12 protein-coding genes are annotated in these 17,126 nt (G+C 66.9%); 4 read left to right on the top strand and 8 right to left on the bottom strand.

Annotated elements, in window-relative coordinates:
• Positions 1-83 precede the first annotated feature (83 nt).
• Positions 84-1,202 (bottom strand): methyl-accepting chemotaxis protein, encoded by a 1,119-nt coding sequence (locus JFN91_RS18975; protein ID WP_199390717.1) that lies wholly within the window; start codon positions 1,200-1,202, stop codon positions 84-86.
• 291 nt (positions 1,203-1,493) lie between these two features.
• On the opposite strand from JFN91_RS18975, the gene JFN91_RS18970 reads away from it, so the two are divergent.
• Complete coding sequence (locus JFN91_RS18970) at positions 1,494-2,609, top strand: glycosyltransferase (RefSeq protein ID WP_199390716.1); 1,116 nt, start codon at positions 1,494-1,496, stop codon at positions 2,607-2,609.
• Between the two features lie 61 nt (positions 2,610-2,670).
• Here JFN91_RS18970 and JFN91_RS18965 read toward each other — a convergent pair whose 3' ends face one another.
• From JFN91_RS18965 to glf, 6 genes are all read right to left on the bottom strand, one after another.
• Positions 2,671-4,875 carry a family 1 glycosylhydrolase gene (locus JFN91_RS18965; RefSeq protein ID WP_328747600.1) on the bottom strand — a complete coding sequence of 735 codons (2,205 nt, stop codon included), beginning with the start codon at positions 4,873-4,875 and terminating at the stop codon, positions 2,671-2,673.
• A 9-nt stretch (positions 4,876-4,884) separates the two neighbouring features.
• On the bottom strand, positions 4,885-5,955 hold the full coding sequence (gene galK, locus JFN91_RS18960) for a galactokinase (RefSeq protein ID WP_199390715.1): 1,071 nt from the start codon (positions 5,953-5,955) through the stop codon (positions 4,885-4,887).
• Between the two features lie 14 nt (positions 5,956-5,969).
• Positions 5,970-7,061, bottom strand: a complete 1,092-nt coding sequence (locus tag JFN91_RS18955; protein ID WP_199390714.1) for a M24 family metallopeptidase — start codon at positions 7,059-7,061, stop codon at positions 5,970-5,972.
• Entirely contained in the window at positions 7,058-8,143 is a 1,086-nt protein-coding gene (gene galT / locus JFN91_RS18950; protein ID WP_199390713.1) for a galactose-1-phosphate uridylyltransferase, read from the bottom strand. The genes JFN91_RS18955 and galT overlap by 4 nt, the downstream gene beginning before the upstream one ends.
• Before the next feature lie 63 nt (positions 8,144-8,206).
• A complete protein-coding gene (locus JFN91_RS18945) occupies positions 8,207-9,994 on the bottom strand; it encodes a glycoside hydrolase family 2 protein (RefSeq protein ID WP_199390712.1) in 1,788 nt (595 codons plus the stop codon).
• A gap of 64 nt (positions 9,995-10,058) precedes the next feature.
• A complete protein-coding gene (gene glf / locus JFN91_RS18940) occupies positions 10,059-11,195 on the bottom strand; it encodes a UDP-galactopyranose mutase (protein WP_199390711.1) in 1,137 nt (378 codons plus the stop codon).
• 315 nt (positions 11,196-11,510) lie between these two features.
• Here glf and JFN91_RS18935 point away from each other — a divergent pair, with 315 nt between their 5' ends.
• Genes JFN91_RS18935 through JFN91_RS18925 form a run of 3 tightly spaced genes read left to right on the top strand, consistent with a single transcriptional unit; the run spans position 11,511 to position 15,714 of the window.
• Entirely contained in the window at positions 11,511-12,179 is a 669-nt protein-coding gene (locus JFN91_RS18935) for a cobalamin B12-binding domain-containing protein (protein ID WP_199390710.1), read from the top strand.
• Positions 12,176-13,207, top strand: coding sequence for a uroporphyrinogen decarboxylase family protein (locus JFN91_RS18930; protein ID WP_199390709.1), 1,032 nt, complete (start codon positions 12,176-12,178; stop codon positions 13,205-13,207). Before JFN91_RS18935 ends, JFN91_RS18930 begins: the two co-directional genes overlap by 4 nt.
• Positions 13,208-13,209: 2 nt before the next feature.
• A complete protein-coding gene (locus tag JFN91_RS18925; RefSeq protein WP_199390708.1) occupies positions 13,210-15,714 on the top strand; it encodes an ATP-binding protein in 2,505 nt (834 codons plus the stop codon).
• Here the strand turns inward: JFN91_RS18925 and JFN91_RS18920 are convergent.
• Entirely contained in the window at positions 15,692-17,011 is a 1,320-nt protein-coding gene (locus tag JFN91_RS18920; RefSeq protein ID WP_199390707.1) for a glutaredoxin family protein, read from the bottom strand. The genes JFN91_RS18925 and JFN91_RS18920 overlap by 23 nt on opposite strands.
• Positions 17,012-17,126: the final 115 nt, after the last annotated feature.

The following is a 17,126-nucleotide window of genomic DNA, read 5'->3' as shown; positions in this document are numbered from 1 at the left end:
AAATAAAGCAGCCCCGCCGGATACCGGGTCCGGCGGGGCTTTCCCTCCCCGTCTCAAGGAGGTGAGAGGCGGGGGTGGACCCGTTAGCCGCGCACGATCTCCTCGAGGTTGCTGGCTATGGTGGTCGAGGTAGCGGCCTGCTCCTCCGACGCGGTGGCGATCTGGGCGATGACGTGTTCGATCTGCTCGATTGAGTTGACGATGTTGGCGAGCGAGCTGTCTACCTGGTGCGAGAGCGCTTCACTCACCTCGGCCTCGCTCTTGCCACGCTCGATCGATTCAACGGCGAGGCCGGTTTCCTTCTGGATTTCCTCGACCATGAGCCGGATCTCTTTGGTGGAGGCCACGGTGCGATCCGCCAGGCGGCGCACCTCGTCGGCCACCACCGCAAATCCGCGTCCCTGCTCGCCGGCACGGGCAGCCTCGATGGCGGCGTTCAGCGCCAGCAGGTTGGTCTGGTCGGCGATGTCGTTGATCACGGAAACGAACTCTCCGATCTTCGCCGACTTCTCTCCCAGGTTCCCGACGATCCCCGCGGAATCCCTGACGATTTCCGCCACCTTGCGCATCTCGCTCACGGCCTGGCTCACCACGTTCTGCCCCTCACGGGCGTTGCCGGCCACCTCGGCGGCGGAGTCGGCGGCGTTGACGGTGTTGCGCGCCACCTCGTTCACCGTCATGCTCATCTCCTCCATGGCGGTGGCGATCTGCGTCACCCGTGTCTCCAGGTATTCCTTGCGCTCGATGGCATCGCGCTGGTGCTGCGCCACGGCCTTCTCCGCGGTGATGTCGTTCCAGCAGGCCATGTAACAGAGCACCTTGGAGGGGTCGCGGCTGTCCCAGATGGGGTAGGTCGAGGTGCGCAGGGTGACTTCGCCGATGGGGATCTCGGCGGTATGCGGCATCCGGCCGCGCGGTTCTCCGAAGATGCTGCGGATGCGGGCCGGGTCCTTGTGAAACTGGTGGATGCTGTTCCCTTCGGCGTTAGCGACGTCGGCGCCGCGCAATCCCGCGTTCAACTGGCTGCGGAACTGCTGCATCAGGGCCCGGGCCTGCTTGTTCATGTAGATGATCTTGTTGTCGTGGCTGGTGTCGCAGAGCATGACGATGTTGTCCACGTTATCGAGCATCTGCGCCATTTTCGCGATTTCGACGGCGTGTTCATCGAGGACGGACTTGTTGGAGTTGCCGAACAGTTTCATGGATGCTCCCTTCGCGCCCATTTCGGGCCGGTTCGGTGGGGCTGTCCCCGGCCGGTGAGGCGCACGGGGAAAGCACGGGTCAAGTATCTTCATCGGCAGGAAGCGTTCAGACTTTAATGTGATCATCTATTACGGTTTTTAGATGGAATGCTAGCTTCCCTGTCTAGCGCTGCTTCACTTCACGGCGGCTCATGTTAAAATCCTCTACTGTTGTTTTCAGCCCGGAACACGCCGAGAGCGGTATCATAGCGCACGGCAGCCTGATGCGGCGGCCGTCGACAGGAGGCGGGGATGCACGAAGCCATCATCGTTTTTTCCCACCTGCGCTGGAGCTTCGTCTACCAGCGTCCGCAGCAGTTGCTGGCGCGCATGGCGGAACGACGCCGCGTCGTCTTCTTCGAGGAGCCGGTGCTGGACCGGGAGGTGGATCCTTTCCTGGAGTGCACGAACCCGGCCCCGGGGGTGCTGGTCTGCCGTCCGCACACCCCCGTGGAGCGGCCGGGTTACCACGACCACCAGATCTCCTGCCTGGTGCCGCTGCTCGAACAGCTCCTGGTCGAGCAGCGGCTGGAGCGCTATGTTGCGTGGTTTTACACCCCCATGGCACTGCCGCTTGCGGCCACGCTCAAGCCCCGCCTGGTGGTCTACGACTGCATGGATGAGCTCTCCGGGTTCCTGGATGCGCCCAAGGAGCTGGCGGAGCGGGAGCGCGCCCTGCTGCAGCGGGCCGACCTCGTCTTCACCGGCGGCCCCAGTCTCTACCGCGCCAAGCAGCGCCACCACCCACAGGTTTACTGCTTCCCGAGCAGCGTCGACGCGGCCCACTTCGGCCTGGCCTGCGACCCCTGCATCGAGCATGAAACCCAGCGGTCCCTGCCGCGGCCCCGCCTGGGCTACTTCGGCGTGCTGGACGAGCGGCTCAACCTCCCCCTGCTGGACGCCCTGGCCTACGCTCACCCGGAATGGCAGATCGTCATGGTCGGGCCGGTGCTGAAGATCGCCCCGGAGTCCCTGCCCAAGCACGAAAACATCCGCTACTACGGTCAGCAGGAGTACGCCCAGCTCCCCCGTTTCCTGGCGGGATGGGACGTCTGCCTGATCCCCTTCGCCTTGAACGATGCCACCCGCTTCATCAGCCCCACCAAGATCCTGGAATACATGGCGGCGGAAAAGCCGGTGGTAAGCACGCCCATCACCGACGTGGCCGAGCCGTACGGGGACATCGTCTTCATCGGGGACGGCATCGAGAGCTTCATCGCCGGCTGCGAAGGGGCCCTGGCGCTGTCCGAGGCGAAGCAGCGGGACATGGTGCAGGCGATGCGGGCGGTGGTCGCCGGGACATCCTGGGAGGGGACGGTGCGGGCCATGGAGGAGCTTTTGGCGGCACCGCGGCCGCCAGAGCGGTAGCGGACGACATGGGAAGAAGAAAAAGAAGGGCCCCGTTTCTGGGGCCTTTTTCGTGTCCGCTTTAGTTGTTCCCCGGCTGCTGGAGGCCTGTTGGATGGGTGTCGGCAAGATAGCGGGCCAGAGCGTCGCCCAGGGGGGGGAGAGCGATGCCTCGCTCGCTGGCGAGGACGGAGAAGGGGGGGCGCGGGGCGATAAAACCGAGGGCGGCGGCGGGGCAGGGGATGACGGCGGCGGGGTCGAAACCACCCAGCTCTGCGCAGCGCGCCGCGAGATCGGCCCACGTCACTGCCCCGTCGTTGGTCACGTGCCAGATGCCGCGGGCCGCATCGACCAGGAGATCCAGGCAGGCGTGCACCAAATCGGGGACATAGGTCGGGGAGACCACCAGGTCCGAGGCGGCGCACACCGTCTCACCCTGGGCAAGCCGGCGCAGCGTCTCGGTCACGAAGTTGTACCGGTCCCATGGGCCGAAGAAGGCGCTGGTCCGGATCAGCAGTGCCCCCGGATGCAGCGCGAGCACCCGGCGCTCCGCCTCCGCCTTGCTCCGCCCGTAGACGTTCAAAGGTGCCACGGGATCGCTTTCGTGATAGGGAGCGCCCTTGCTGCCGTCGAAGACCATGTCCGAGGAGAAGGTGACCAGGGCGATCCCCCTGCGGGCGCATTCCCCGGCGAGGATCCCGGGACCAAGGGCGTTCTGCCTGAAGCAGGTGGCGGCGTCCCCTTCCGCCTCGTCGACGCGGACGAAACCGGCCGCGTTGATGACGGCCCAGGGGGCGAAGAGGTCCAGCGCCGCGGCGACCGATTCCGGGGAGGTGATGTCGAGCTCGGCGCGCGAGAGCAGGTGGCAGGGGACGCAGCGGCTGGCGCAGACCAGGGAGAAGGCGTGGCCCAGCGTCCCGGTCTTGCCGACCACCACCACCCCTCCGGTTGCCGGGTGCGGCAGATCCGGGATAATGCGCTTCGGGCGGCAACCGGGGAGGAGCCGCTCGGGGCGGCGCCACCATCCCGGCCGCGCCAGGGTGGGGTGGAAGGCTCTGCCGAAGAGGGCCACCTGCTTCAGCGCGGTAGCGAGGGCCGTGGGGCGGGGCGCGGCACCGCTCACGTCGAACACGCCGGGTTCGTAGCGCCCCTCCATGCTGGTGAGCAGCCCGCACCAATCGTAGGATCCCAAGAGGGCCCAGGAGGTGACCGCCCGCACCGGGACACCTTCCCGGCAAAGTTTCAGCGCGGCCTGCCACGCCTCGTGGAACCAGCGCAGCTGATCCTCCCTGGTGGCGCCAGCGTGGACCTCAGTGAGGGCGACCTCGCGTCGGTAGCGCAGCCAGGCCGAGCGCAGCACCTCTTCGTGGCCCAGTATCCCCTCGGGACAGGCGCGCACTGCTTCCACGTCGGCGTAGCGGTGCCGGTGGTTGCCGCCGTGACTGGTCTCCGGGTAGCGCTCCAGGCGGTGGTCGAGGTACCGGTCGCTGGTGAGGTAGTAGTTGAGCCCGATCAGGTCCGGAGTCATCTCACACCCCAGGAAGTAGTCGAATTCCTCCTCGCTGACTCCGCACTGGGACAGCCACAGGTGCAGGGGGTGGTCCCGGTCCACCCGCCCGGCCAGGAGGTCGAGGCTCAGCCAGCGGCGGCTGTTCTCGTAGTCGGCCTGGTAGGTCAAAATCTTGGTGGCGAAGGTTCTTCCCATGTCCTCGGTCATCACCAGCCGAGCGGCCGGGATCACTTGCCTGATGGCCCGCATCGCCTCAACGATGGCGCGACACTGGGTGATGACGGCCCTGACGAAGCTGCCGTCGTCGCGGCCATGGGGATACCAGTGACCGTAGAGGCAGCTGAAACGGGCGGTGGTGAGGGGTTCGTTGACGGGGGTGAACGAGGTGAGCCAGGGGTAACGGGTGGCGACCATGCCGGCGTAGTGGCCCAAGAGGTCGGGGAAGCCGGGATCGGTGAGGTCGGTGTAGCGCGGGCCGCTGCCGTGGTGCAGGAACCCTACGATCGGTTCGATGCCCAGCCGGCGCAGCAGCGGCAGCCGCTCGTCGCTGAAGCTCCAGTCGGGGCGGTCCAGGGAGTCGGGGGCCACCATTTCCCAGAGGACGGGGTAGCGCAGCGCCGTGATGCCCAGGGTGGCGAAGAGTTCCAGGTCGCCGGGGCGCGCCAGGTGGCCGCTCATCGCGATCTGGCTGTGAAAGCGGTCGCCGACGCGGTGCAGGGTGCACTCGACCCCGCCCCAAAGCTCGGGAAAGAGCCGCCCCCCCTGCGCCCCGGTCACGTCCCCCCCCTACTGCGGGACCAGCAGGGTGCCCTGCTGTCCCTGTTCCCGGTACAGGGCGAGCACCCGCTCGCCCACGGCGCGGGCGGAGCCGGCCCGGACCAGCGCCACGCAGGCACCGCCGAAGCCCGCGCCGGTTAAGCGGGCGCCGAAGACCTCGGTCTGCCGCTGTAGCAGCGAGACCAGGAGGTCCAGCTCGGGGGTGGAGACCTCGAAATCTTCCTTGAGACTCCGGTGCGACTCGTTCATCAGTTCGCCGAACCCGCACGCGTGCGGCGCCACCAGGGCCTGCAGCACCCGCTCGTTCTCCTTGACCACGTGCCGGGCGCGGCGCGCCAGGTCCCGAGGCAGGCGGCTTAGTTCGGTCGGGTCGTCCAGGTCCCGCAGCGACGCGAGGCCCAAAAGCCGGGCCGCCTCCTCGCACTCCTGGCGGCGCAGGTTGTACCTGCTCTCGCCCAGCCGGCGCGGCACGCCGCTGTCCAGCACCAGGAGCTCGGAGTTGCGCGGCAGGGGGACCAGCTTGCGCTCCAGGGAACGGGTGTCCAGAAAGAGCATGTGGGTCGTGTCGGCGAGGCTCGACGCCATCTGGTCCATGATGCCGCAGTTCACCCCGGCGTAGCGCACCTCGGCCTGCTGCGCCATAAGGGCCAGGGAGAGGTCGTCCAGGTCGAGGGCGAACAGCGTGCGCATGGCGCGCAAAAAGGCGACCTCGAGTGCGGCGCTGCTGGAGAGCCCGCTCCCCATGGGGACGCGCGAGGAGACCCGGGCGCAGACCGGGTCGCAGTGGTAGCCGGAGACGCGCAAAAGGGCGAGGCAGCCGTGCAGGTATGCGGCGAAGCCGCTGGGAACGGCGCCACCCGCCTCCGACCAGGCCCGCTCCTTCAGTTCGCTGGCGTAGTAGTGGTTCAGGCCGTCGTGGCTGTGGGCCACCTCCACCCGGGTCTCCAGCGGAATGGCGATGGGAAGGACGAAGCCGTCGTTGTAGTCGGTGTGCTCCCCAAGGAGGTTTACCCGACCGGGCGCGCTCGCCGCTGCCTGCACCGCAAAGCCAAAGGCGTTCTCGAAGCTGGTCTCGTCCATATCGTGCTCCTTCTCTACCCCTGCCAGACCAGCGGCCGCTCCAGGCCTGCCACCGGCGTCGTGGGCCAGACCGGGTCGAGGGTGAGGTTGACCAGGCCGGTCTCGGTGATGAGGAAGGTGTCTTCGATCTTGGCCCCCGGGAGGCTGGGGTTCCAGGCCACCGCCATACCCGCCTGCAGCACCTCCTGGCTTTCCGGCCCAGCGATGGCCTCGCGGGACAGGTACCCGGTGGTTCCCCCCTGGTGATGTTCCCGGATCGCCTCGCCGAAGCCTAAGCCGGCGTAGGCGTAGCTGAGTTCGCGGTAGATCTCGTTCAACTGCTCACCGGGGCGGGAGAGGGCCAGCACCCGCGCCTCGATCTCGCGCACCAGCCGGTGCCGTTCCTTCTCCTCGTCCGCCAGCGGGCCGAAGGCGACGAAGCGGGTCAGGTTGGCGTAGAGGCCGAAGCCCCGGGCGCAGAAGACCAGCATGGCATGGCTGCCGAGGGGGGCGTCGCTGGGGAGGGGATGCCGGTACAGCTGGCAGCGCCGCTCCCCGGCGGCGAGGATGAGCGCCGGGGCAAGGCCGCGCGACAGCAGGGCCCGGGCCCCCGCCCCGGCCAGCTGCCGTTCGCTCCACTGCGGCTGGGCCTGGGTGAGCACCTCGGTCATCGCCTGCGCCGCGAGGAGCCCCACGGAGCGGTAGCGCTGCAGCTCGGCCTCGGTGAGCACCCGCCTGGCGGCCTGCAGGGGGGCCGGGAGCTCGTGCTCCCCCTCGCTGGGACGGTCGGAGCAGACCGGCAGGCCGTGCGCCAGTTCGCGCAACACGACGTCGATCTGCGACGGGTAGGCCCACGGCAGTACCCGGAGCTGGAACCCCTCGGGGAGCTGTTCGTCCGCCAGGCGCTGCGCCTCGATCTCGTTGGTCACCACGAAGGCCCCGTCCGGGGTGATCAGCACCTCGGCGATCCCCGTTTCCGCGGCGAGGAGCACCTCGTTGGAGCCTCCCGCCGTGATCCAGGCGAACCAGTCGATCCCTTTCAGGCGCACCGCCATGTCCGGGCAGAGCGACTCCCGGATCAGCCGCACCTTCTCCGCCGCTTCGTCCCCGCGGGTAACGCCGTTCATAGCATCACCTCCACGTTCATCAATTCCCGCGCCTTCTCCTCGGGGAGCGCGTCGTTGGCGAACATGCCGGCGGCGAGCTCGGTGCCGGCCAGGTACTTGAGCCGGTCGCTGGAACGGTAGGGGGGGTAGAATTCGGCGTGCAGGTGGCTCTCGGGGTGCTCGTTGCCGTCGGTGGGGGCGCCATACCACGCCATCAGGTAGGGGAAGGGGCGCTGCCACAGCCCGTCGTACTTAAGGAGCGTGGTCTTGAGCGCCCGGGCCAGGTCGGCCCGCACCGCCGGGGCCAGCCGGTCGAACCCCGGCACCGCCCGCCGCGGCGCCACCCACACCTCGTAGGGGTAGCGGGCGCAGGGGGGGACGAAGGATATGGCGTGCTCGCCGAGGTAGAGGATGCGCACCCCAGAAGCGACCTCCCCCTCGATCATCTCCTCGAGCAGTGGGCGCCCTGTCTCCCGGTAGTGGACCAGTTCCTCCGCCTGCATGCGCGCCGGGACCGGTGGGACGAAGGGGTAGGCGTAGATCTGGCCGTGCGGGTGGTGCAGGGTGACCCCGACCTCGACCCCCTTGTTCTCGAAGGGGAGCACGTACTTGATGCACCGGTCGCTGCCGAGCACCGCCACCCGGTCTCCCCACACCTCCATGAGGAGCTCGATGTGGTCCAGGGGGAGGGAGGCCAGCGAGGCGGAGGGGTCTTTGGTGAAGACCACCACCTCGCACTTGCCCCGCGCCGGCGCGGTCTTCACCGCCTCGCGGGGCGGGTCGTGGGCGGCCTGGGCCAGCGACGGGAAGCGGTTGTCGAACACCGCCACCTGGTACTCCCCCTGGGGAAGTTCGGTGGGGTTTTCCGGGTCGCGGGTGGGGGCGAGCGGGTTGTATTCCGGCGGCGGCATGAAGGTGCGCCCCTGGCGGTAGCTGGCATAGGCGACCCATTGCCCCCGCAAGGGGTGCCAGCGCAGGTGCGGGTTCGCCAGCAGAGGCTCGCGGTTCGGGCTGGGGGCTCCCCCCGCGACCCGGATCGGGGTGCGGCCGTAGAGGGTGAGGCTGCGTCCGTCCGGCTTCTTCATTTCTTCCCTGTAGAGCATGGCGTCGGTCCCTTTCCCTCGGCGCCGCGGCCTGAGGGTGTTATGTTCGGTGGGGTTATCGCGCTAGGTGCTTTCCCAGTGCAGCGCCCCTTCCTCGACATGGCCCCGCACCGCCTCGGCGATGCGGTCCAGCGGGATCTTCGGGGTGCGGTCCGGGTAGAGGAGGCCGTTGGCTTCCTGGAAGGTGTCGGCGAACTGGGTGTAGCAGAAGCCGCTGAACATGGCGGTGCCCCGGGCGACGTCGATCAGGGCGAGCACCAGCTTCTCGAACTCCTCCAGGGTGTTGTGCCTGAAGTAGCCCCAGGTGCCCCGGTGCGACTCGTCCGCGGGGTTCACGTAGGCCACCCCGCCGAACTCGGTCAGGATGATGGGCTGGCCCCGGTGCGGGTAGCCGTCCAGGGTGAGGATGCGCCCCCCCGGGCGGCGCCGGTCGAAGAGCTCGTCGGGCTTCACCTGCGGGCCGTAGCGCTCCCGGAGGGTGTGCGGATCGTTGTCGTAGTCGTGGATGCCGATGATGTCGGTGGCGGAGCTTTCCCAGCCGTCGTTGCCGATGACCGGGCGTTCCGGGTCGAGCGTTTTGGTGAGGTGGTAGAAGGCGTGCACCGCGTCGCGGTGGGCCTGGGTGGCGGTGAGGTCGGGGACCCCCCACGACTCGTTGAAGGGGACCCAGACGATGACGCAGGGGTGGCTGTAGTCGCGCTCGATGGCCTCGGTCCACTCCCGCATCAGGCGCTTTACGGCGCGGGTGGTGAAGCGGAAGGCGGAGGGCATCTCGGTCCAGACCACGAGGCCGAGCCGGTCCGCCCAGTAGAGGTAGCGCGGGTCCTCGAGCTTTTGGTGCTTTCTCACCCCGTTGAACCCCATCGCCTTGGCGAGTTCCACGTCGCGCCGGGCCGCCTCGGACGAGGGGGGCGTCATCAGGGTATCGGGCCAGTAACCCTGGTCCAGCACCAGCTTAAGGGGGTAGAGCCGGCCGTTCAAAAGGAAGCGGTCGCGGTGCACCTTGGCGGAACGGAGCGCCGTGTAGGAGGTGAGGCTGTCGATCACCTCGCCCCCCTTCAGGAGCTTAACCTCGGCGTCGATCAGGCGCGGGTGCTCGGGGGACCAGAGCAGGTCGTTCCTGAAGTCGTCGATGCCGGGGTCGGAAAGGGCGATCCTTCTGTGCACCTCGCCCCGGATGACCCGGTAGCGGTCCTCGACCAGCAGGTCGCCGTCGCTGGAGAGACGCACCTGCACCTCGAGCTCGTCCGCGATCGGTCCCAGGATGAAGGCCTCGAAGCCGATCTCCCAGCGTTCCAGGTGGGGGGACCAGCGGATGCGGCGCACGTAGGTCTCCGGCACCTGCTCCAGCCAGACCGACTGCCAGATCCCAGTGGTGCGGTAGTACCAGATGGCGTGCGGCTCCGGGCGCCAGTCCTGCTTGCCGCGCGGCTTCTCGAGGTCCTCGGGGTCGTCCTCCACCCGCACCGTGACCCGCTGCTGCCCGTCGGGGGAAAGGAGGTGGCCGATGTCGGCGCTGAAGGGGGTAAAGCCGCCGCGGTGCCGCGCCACCAGCATGTCGTTGACCCAGACGTGGGCGAGGTAATCGACGGCACCGAAGTGCAGCAGCACCTTCTTCCCTGCTTGCGGCTTGAACTCGAAGTCGCGCTGGTACCAGCAGACCGTGTGGAAACCGGTGTCGCCGATGCCGGAGGCGCTGGCTTCCGGGGCGAAGGGGACCTCGATGGTGAGCGGCCAGGTCTCGATGTCGGAAGGGACGCCGTAGCGCGCGTCGTCGTCGAAGGTGAAGCGCCAGGGGCCGTTCAGGGAGAGCCATTCCGGGCGCTGCAGTTGGGGGCGGGGATATTCCATGCGCCAAGCCTCGATGAAGGATTAGAAAAAATTCACCCGCAAAGACTAGCAGGGCAACGGCGATTTACAACCGGGACGCGGCGTCCCCTTCCAGGCTGTGGAACAGGTCGAGGGCGTTTTTGAAGGCCTGGTCCATGTTGAAATACTTGTAGTTGGCCAGGCGCCCGACGAAGTGCACGTTGGAGAGCCGATCCGCCTCCTCCTGGTAGTGCCGGTAGATGGCGTCGTTGTCGGGGTTGGGGACCGGGTAGTAGGGGTCCCCCTCGTCGGTGGTGTACTCGCGGGAGATGGTGGTCTTTTCGTGCTTTTGGCGGGTGAAGTGCTTGTACTCGACGATGCGGGTGAACTCGCCGTCGGCGGGATTGGGGTAGTTGATCACCGAGTTTTCCTGGAAGTACGCCTGGTCCAGGGTGATCCACTCGAAGTGGATGGAGCGCCACTGCAGCTTTCTGTGCCGCGAGTGGCGGTAATCGAAGAAGCGGTCGATGGGGCCGGCGTAGAAGAGCTTGCGGCAGCAGCGCACCTCGGCCGTGTCCCTCACGTCGAAGTAGTCGGTGTTCAGGCGCACCTCGATGTTGGGGTGGTCGAGCATCTTCTCGAAGAGCCTGGTGTAGCCGTGCTCCGGGAGGGCCTGGTAACGGTCGCTGAAGTAGCGGTCGTCGAAGTTGGTCCGGATGGGAATCCGCTGCAGCACCGAGGCGTCCAGCTCGTGCGGGTACTTGTTCCACTGCTTCTTGGTGTAGTGCTTGAACATCTTCTCGTAAAGCACGTGCCCCACCCGCGCGAGCGCGGCCTCCTCGCCGTTTTTCGGCGCGGAATGCTTCACCTGCACCCGGTCCAGGAAACGCAGCATCTCTGCTTCGCATTGCAGGGTGAGCCCGAACACCGAGTTGACCGTGGTGATGTTGACCGGGATCGGCACCAGCTTGCCGTCCACACGGGCCAGCACCCGGTGCTCGTAGGGATACCAGGCCGAGAAGCGGTTCACGTAGCGCCACACGTCCTCGTATTCGGTGTGGAACAGGTGGGCCCCGTAATTGGAGATCAGGATGCCATGATCGTCGAAACTGTCGTAGCAGTTGCCGCCGATATGGTGGCGCTTCTCCAGCACCAGCACCCGCCACCCGCACGAGGCGTAGCGCTCTGCCAGTGTCGACCCCGAAATCCCCGCTCCCACGACCACGATGTCGAATGCACCCATTGGTACCACCTCTCCAAAAAAGATTAGGAAATAATAATGTTTTGCATGCTCCAGTCAATGACGACCTTTTTGCCGGCGGAGAGGCGCCCGCGAAGACTGTCACAATGAGCGTGATTGCAGTCACAAAGAATTCAAAAAACAGTCAAAAGAGCTCCAAGGCAGTCGAAAACGAGTACATTGCAGTAGATTAATTTCAGAAGGAGGTGTAGGTTTTACTCCTAACCGAAACTCTTCTTCGATTCCCCTGACTTTGAAGCTATATTGACTGGATCTGCTTGTCGTTCACGTGCAACAAGTTGCTATCTGGAGAGATACATGGTCACCTCCTGCTATTCCGGTAACGCTGCCGATTATCTCGACAGTTCGCCTGTGCTGCTGCTGGAATCCGCCCTCGTCGGCATGGACCGGCTGGCGGTGCAGCGCATCCACGCCGATTCCGGTCTCTCCCCCTTGAGTTTCTGCGAACAGGTGATCGCACCGACCCTTTCCGTGATCGGCGAGAAGTGGGACCGCGGCGAGCTTTCCCTCTCCCACGTGTACATGAGCGGGCGCCTGTGCGAGGAGTTCATGGAAGAGGTGCTCGGAGGGCGTTCCGCAGCGGCGCAGGAACGCAGGCGGGTGGCGCTGGCGGTGCTCGAGGACTACCACCTGCTGGGCAAACGCCTGGTGGGCTTCGTGCTCAAGGGAGCCGGGATCCCCTATCTCGATTACGGCACCGTAGACGTGCATGAGCTGGTTCGGCGCGTGCAACGGGACGGGGTGCGGATACTGCTCATCTCGGCACTGATGCTCCCCTCCGCCCTCAAGGTGCGCGAGGTGCGCGACGCCCTGGACCAACTCGGCCTGGAGTGCCGCATCGTGGTGGGAGGCGCTCCCTTCCGCCTCGATCCGGCGCTGCACCGGGAGGTGGGGGCGGACCTGAGCTGCGACACCGCCTCGCAGGTGCTGTCCGCCCTGGCGCGGCTGCGGGAGGGCGAGTCATGACCAGCATGGAGCGCATCCTCACCACGGCGTCGCACCGGGAACCGGACCGGGTACCGCTCTTGTTGTTACCCACCCTGCACGGCGCCCGCGAGCTGGGGCTCACCATCGAGCACTATTTCTCCAAGGCGGAGCACGTGGTAAAGGGGCAGCTGCGCATGCTCGAGCGCTACGGCCACGACTGCGTCTGCGGCTATTTCCACGTGGCGCTGGAAGCCGAAGCATGGGGAGGCTGCACCATCTTCAGGGAGGACGGGCCTCCCAACGCAGGCCCCCCGCCCCTTACCGCCGAGGCGATCGCGTCGCTGCAACCGCCCCGCATCGCGGACCAGCCGGGACTCAGGCGGGTGCTGGAGGCGCAAGGGGCCCTGAGGCGTGCCGTGGGCGACGCGGTCCCGGTCCTGGGCGCCGTCATCTCTCCCTTCTCGCTTCCGGTGCTGCAGCTGGGCTTCGAAGGCTACCTGGACCTCATGTTCGACCGCCCCGAGCTGATGCAGCGGCTCATGGAGGTCAACTCCGCCTTCTGCCTCGAATGGGCCAATGCCCAGGTGGCGGCCGGCGCCCACGCCATTTCCTACGTCGATCCTCTGGCCTCCTCGTTGCTGGTCGACCCGGCCCTGTACCGCAGGTTCGGCAACCCGGTCGCCAAAAAGGTGATAGCCGCCATAGCCGCTCCGACCGCCGTCCACCTCGCCTCCGGTCCCTGCCTTGCCCTGCTGGAAGACCTGATCGACACCGGCACGGGTATGGTCGGGGTGGGGGAGGAGGATCTCGCCACGGTCAAGGAGGCCTGCCGCGGACGGATCACGGTAGTCGGCAACCTCAACGGCATCCGGATGCGCTCCTGGGACGAGGCTGCCACCCTGGCTGCGGTCAAGGGGGCCATCGATGCCGCGGCCTCCGGCGGAGGCTTCATCCTCTCGGACCAGCACGGCGAGATCCCCTGGCAGGTTCCCGAAACTACCCTGACCGTCCTCGCCGATGCAGTGCGCGAATACGGCCGCTACCCGCTCACCGGCGGGAGGGGGTGACCATGGCCACTGTGCGCATCTACTGCTGCGAGGCCCTGGGGGAGGACGTGAAAAGCGTTCTGGCCGGGGGGTGTCTGGGGGCTGCCGAATGCACCACCTTCGCCGGGGGCTGCGGCCGGCCGCCGGTTTCCTGGGACGACCTGCGTCGCCTGTGCGGCGGCTCCCCGGCCATCGTCGCCGGCGGCGAATGCCTGGGACACCTGGGTGAGCCCCCCGACGACCTGCGCCGGGTCCAGTTGCTGAAGAGACGCCACTGCGCCGCCCTCATCTGCGGCGACTACACCTTCGAGAGGCTCACCGCTGCCGGCGGCTACCTGGTCACCCCGGGGTGGCTCAGCCGCTGGCGCTCTTTCGTGGACGGATGGGGCTTCGACCAAAGTACCGGGGCCGATTTCTTCGCCGAGAGCTGCGCCAGGATCACCTTGGTCGACACAGGGAGCTCGCCGGAGAGCCGCAGCGCTCTGGAAGAGTTCGGCGCCTTCGTGCAGCGACCGGTGGAGACGGTCCCGGTCGGCCTGGAGCTGCTAACCCTGCAACTGCAAAGGGCCCAGGGCGAACTGGCAGGCAAGGAGGAAGGGGAGGAGGACGCCGCCGCGGCCTCTGACTACGCGCTGTTGCTCGACCTGCTCTCCAGGATTTCCAGCAGCAGCGGTGAGCAGCACGTGGTCGAGGAACTGTTGTCGCTGTTCGCCATGCTGTTCGGGGCGCGGGAGACCGCTTTCATCCCGGGCAACGGCGCGCCGCTGTACCGGCACGGCGAGGCGGTGACCGAGGACCGGGTCCTGCGCCGGCTCACCGCCGAGGTGCAGGGTAAGTTCGAGGTGGCGAGTGACGGCGCCGGTTTCCTGGTGCGCTTAAGCCACAACGGACTGGTGGGGTGGCTGTGGGCGGCTCACTTCGCCCTGCCGCAGTACCTCGAGAGGTACCTGAACCTGGCCGTCAGCGCCGCAAATGTCTGTGCCATGGCCATTGCCTCGGCCCGCACCGTCTACCGCAGCCTCAAAGAGAGCGAAGACAGGTACCGGCTGCTGTTCGAGAACATGGGCAACGGTTTCGCCCTTTTGAAGATGCTGCTGGGGCCGATGGGAACCCCCGCCGACTTCAGCTTCGTCGAGGTCAACCCCGCCTTCGAGGCCTTCACCGGCCGCAGTGAGGAGGACCTGGTGGGGCGCACCATGCTGGAGCTGCTCCCGGATTTCGAATCCTCACAGCTGGAGAGCCTGGGCCAGCTGGCCCGCGAGGGGACGCCGCTGGCCCTTGAACGCTACTTCTTCAACGGCAAGTGGTGCCAGGTCTGGCTGTTCCGCCCCAGGCCGGGTTACTGCGGCATGATCATCAACGACATCACCAAGCAGAAGCTCCTGGAGGACAAGCTCAGGCAGGCCATCAAGATGGAATCGGTGGGGCGCCTGGCGGGAGGGGTGGCGCACGAGTTCAACAACATGCTGTCGGTCATCATCGGCTACGCGGAAATGCTCGGTATGGAGTATCACGGCCACCGGCGCATTGCCGACAACCTGCACGCGATCTGCAAGGCGGCGCAGCGCTCCCGCGACCTCACGGCGCAGCTCTTGTGCTTCTCGCGGCAGCAGCTCATTTCCCCGAAAACGATCGACGTCAACGAGGCGCTGGGGGAACTGGCGCGCAAGGTGTCATCCCTGGCGGGGCGTGGCACCAGGATTTCCCTCAAGCTGTGCCGGGAGTCGTGGCCGGTGCGCATAGACCCGGCCCAGCTGGAAGAGATCATCGGCAACATCGTCAGCAACGCCGGCGCTGCCATGCCCGGCGGCGGGGAGCTGGTCATCGGGACCAACAATGTGACGGCAGGGGAGGAGGTCTGCAGCGCCAACATCGACGCTGTGCCCGGGGAATACCTGGAGATCGCCATCTCCGACACCGGGCATGGCATGGATCCCGAGACCTGCCGGCGCGTCTTCGATCCCTTCTTCACCACGCGGGAGGTGGGGCAGGGGAGCGGGCTCGGCCTTGCCAGCGTGTACGGCATGGTGACCCAGAACGGTGGCTTCGTGACCGTGGAGAGCGAGCGGGGGGTGGGGACCACCTTCAGGGTCTGCCTTCCCCGGTGCCAGGGGCGGGCCCCGGAGGTGAAGGCAATCCCGGCGGGGCTGGCGACGGGTACGGTGCTGGTGGTCGAGGATGACGAGATCGTGGGTAGGATGACCCTCAAGATGCTGGAGCACATGGGGTATCGCGGGCTTTTGGCCGAGAACTCGACCCAGGCTCTCGAGTTGTGCCGGGCGGAACACAGTATCGACCTGGTGCTTTCGGACGTAATGCTGCCGGGGGCGAGCGGCAGGGATGCGGTGGAGACCATCCTCGCCCTGCGACCGGACCTGAAGATCATCTACATGTCCGGTTACGCACCGGAAACCCTGCGGGACAAGGGGGTGGACCACCGCCAAGTCAACTTCATCCAGAAGCCCTTCGACATGGCGGACCTGGGGGAGAAGATCCGATTGGCCCTCACCGGGACCTGCGCCGGGTAACCCCGCCGTTTTCTCCCCCGCCCCCGCGTGCCGGCCGGAAGCAGAGGGCGAGCACCACCGCGACGGCGAGGGTCGCCGCGAGCAGCAGGCCCGAGACCGCCGGATCGCTCAAAAGCGCGGGCCTCACCAGGAGCACCACAGCGAGCCCCAGCATCATCAGCCCCGAAACAAGCTTGAGCACCCGTCCTTGCCATTCACTGAGCTTTTTTCCCCCCAGGGTAACCGTGAAGATCACCACGATCCCCGCCAGCGGCACCACGTAAACCAGGCAATAGAAGGCGAGATAGAAGTAATAGCCTGCGGCGGTGAGCCGGTGCAGCGTGAGCGCGCGTGTGAAGACCATGGGGAAGCCCGCGGTACACAACAGCTCGTAGCTGTTGGCGGCGACGGCGAGCACGCAGGTGCCGGCCAGCAGCGCAGGGAGCGATTCCGCCCTCAAAAGCTGACGCATGCGCGCGAAGAGCCTGGGCTTTTTCCCCTCGGCGATGCCGAGGGTCACTCCCTGCCGGAACAGGAAGAAGTCCTTCACGTTGACGAGGCCGATGAGGAGCGCCAGTACCCCCGCGGCGGTGGTGATGACGGGGAGGGTGCCGACGACCAGGAACAGGTTCAGCCAGGCAGCCAGGAACAGGAAATAGAGCACTCCCGAGGCCAGCACGAAAACAGCACCGATAAGGAGCATGCGGCGCCGGGAACGGGCGTGGATCAACAGGCTCAAAAGGAAGAAGAGCACAAAGAAGGCGCAGGGGTTGAAGCTGTCCAGTGAGGCGATCACCAGCGTGAAGACGGGGAGGGAATGTCGCCGCTGATCGATCTCTCCAACACCGGGGAGCGTGAGCCGGTCGGCGGCCCGTGGGGGAGCTGCTGGGGGCGCCGCCGTGGGGGCGACCGTCTTGGGGGCGATGGTCTCGGGCGCCGCGGGGGGCGCCACCTGCTGCTGCAGCGCCTCCTTTACCGCCCCCTCGAGCTGGGCCGGTGTCTGCTCGGAAAAGCCGCTGAAATAGTGGTTGCCGATGATGAAAACCGGCACACCGGTCGCCTCCCGCCCCCTCTCCTTCGCCATCCGCATCAGGCGCGGTACGTTTTCCCGGTGCTCGAGCACCTCCCACGATTCAACTCTTAGCCCCGGGTGCCGGCGCTGCAGCTCCTCGATGAAGGGCTTTGCCTTCGCGCAGTGCGGGCACCCCTCGCCCCAGAAGTAGTACAGGGTGGCGGCGGGGGGAGCTGCGGCCGTTCCGCAGCGCGGGTCGGGATAGCAAAGGAGGAGGACCAGGAGGAGAACGCGGAGAAGGCGCATCGTCCAAAGCGCTAAAGGTGTGCAGGGGAGTGATCCCGTGAGGGTGAGACGGGGGGGCGTGCCGGCGCGGGGGGCGGAGCGGGAAGCAGACAGGCTCTTTGTGTGCTGGAGGTCG

Source organism: Geomonas anaerohicana (genome assembly GCF_016458305.1).
Classification (GTDB): domain Bacteria; phylum Desulfobacterota; class Desulfuromonadia; order Geobacterales; family Geobacteraceae; genus Geomonas; species Geomonas anaerohicana.
This window is presented reverse-complemented; position numbering and strand designations above follow the sequence as displayed.

Excerpts from the sequence above, each read along its gene's own strand:
- glf (WP_199390711.1), bottom strand. The coding sequence starts at position 11,195 with ATGGGTGCATTCGACATCGTGGTCGTGGGAGCGGGGATTTCGGGGTCG.
- JFN91_RS18930 (WP_199390709.1), top strand. The coding sequence starts at position 12,176 with ATGACCAGCATGGAGCGCATCCTCACCACGGCGTCGCACCGGGAACCG.
- JFN91_RS18920 (WP_199390707.1), bottom strand. The coding sequence starts at position 17,011 with ATGCGCCTTCTCCGCGTTCTCCTCCTGGTCCTCCTCCTTTGCTATCCC.
- galK (WP_199390715.1), bottom strand. The coding sequence starts at position 5,955 with ATGGACGAGACCAGCTTCGAGAACGCCTTTGGCTTTGCGGTGCAGGCA.
- JFN91_RS18945 (WP_199390712.1), bottom strand. The coding sequence starts at position 9,994 with ATGGAATATCCCCGCCCCCAACTGCAGCGCCCGGAATGGCTCTCCCTG.
- galT (WP_199390713.1), bottom strand. The coding sequence starts at position 8,143 with ATGCTCTACAGGGAAGAAATGAAGAAGCCGGACGGACGCAGCCTCACC.
- JFN91_RS18955 (WP_199390714.1), bottom strand. The coding sequence starts at position 7,061 with ATGAACGGCGTTACCCGCGGGGACGAAGCGGCGGAGAAGGTGCGGCTG.
- JFN91_RS18970 (WP_199390716.1), top strand. The coding sequence starts at position 1,494 with ATGCACGAAGCCATCATCGTTTTTTCCCACCTGCGCTGGAGCTTCGTC.
- JFN91_RS18935 (WP_199390710.1), top strand. The coding sequence starts at position 11,511 with ATGGTCACCTCCTGCTATTCCGGTAACGCTGCCGATTATCTCGACAGT.
- JFN91_RS18925 (WP_199390708.1), top strand. The coding sequence starts at position 13,210 with ATGGCCACTGTGCGCATCTACTGCTGCGAGGCCCTGGGGGAGGACGTG.
- JFN91_RS18975 (WP_199390717.1), bottom strand. The coding sequence starts at position 1,202 with ATGAAACTGTTCGGCAACTCCAACAAGTCCGTCCTCGATGAACACGCC.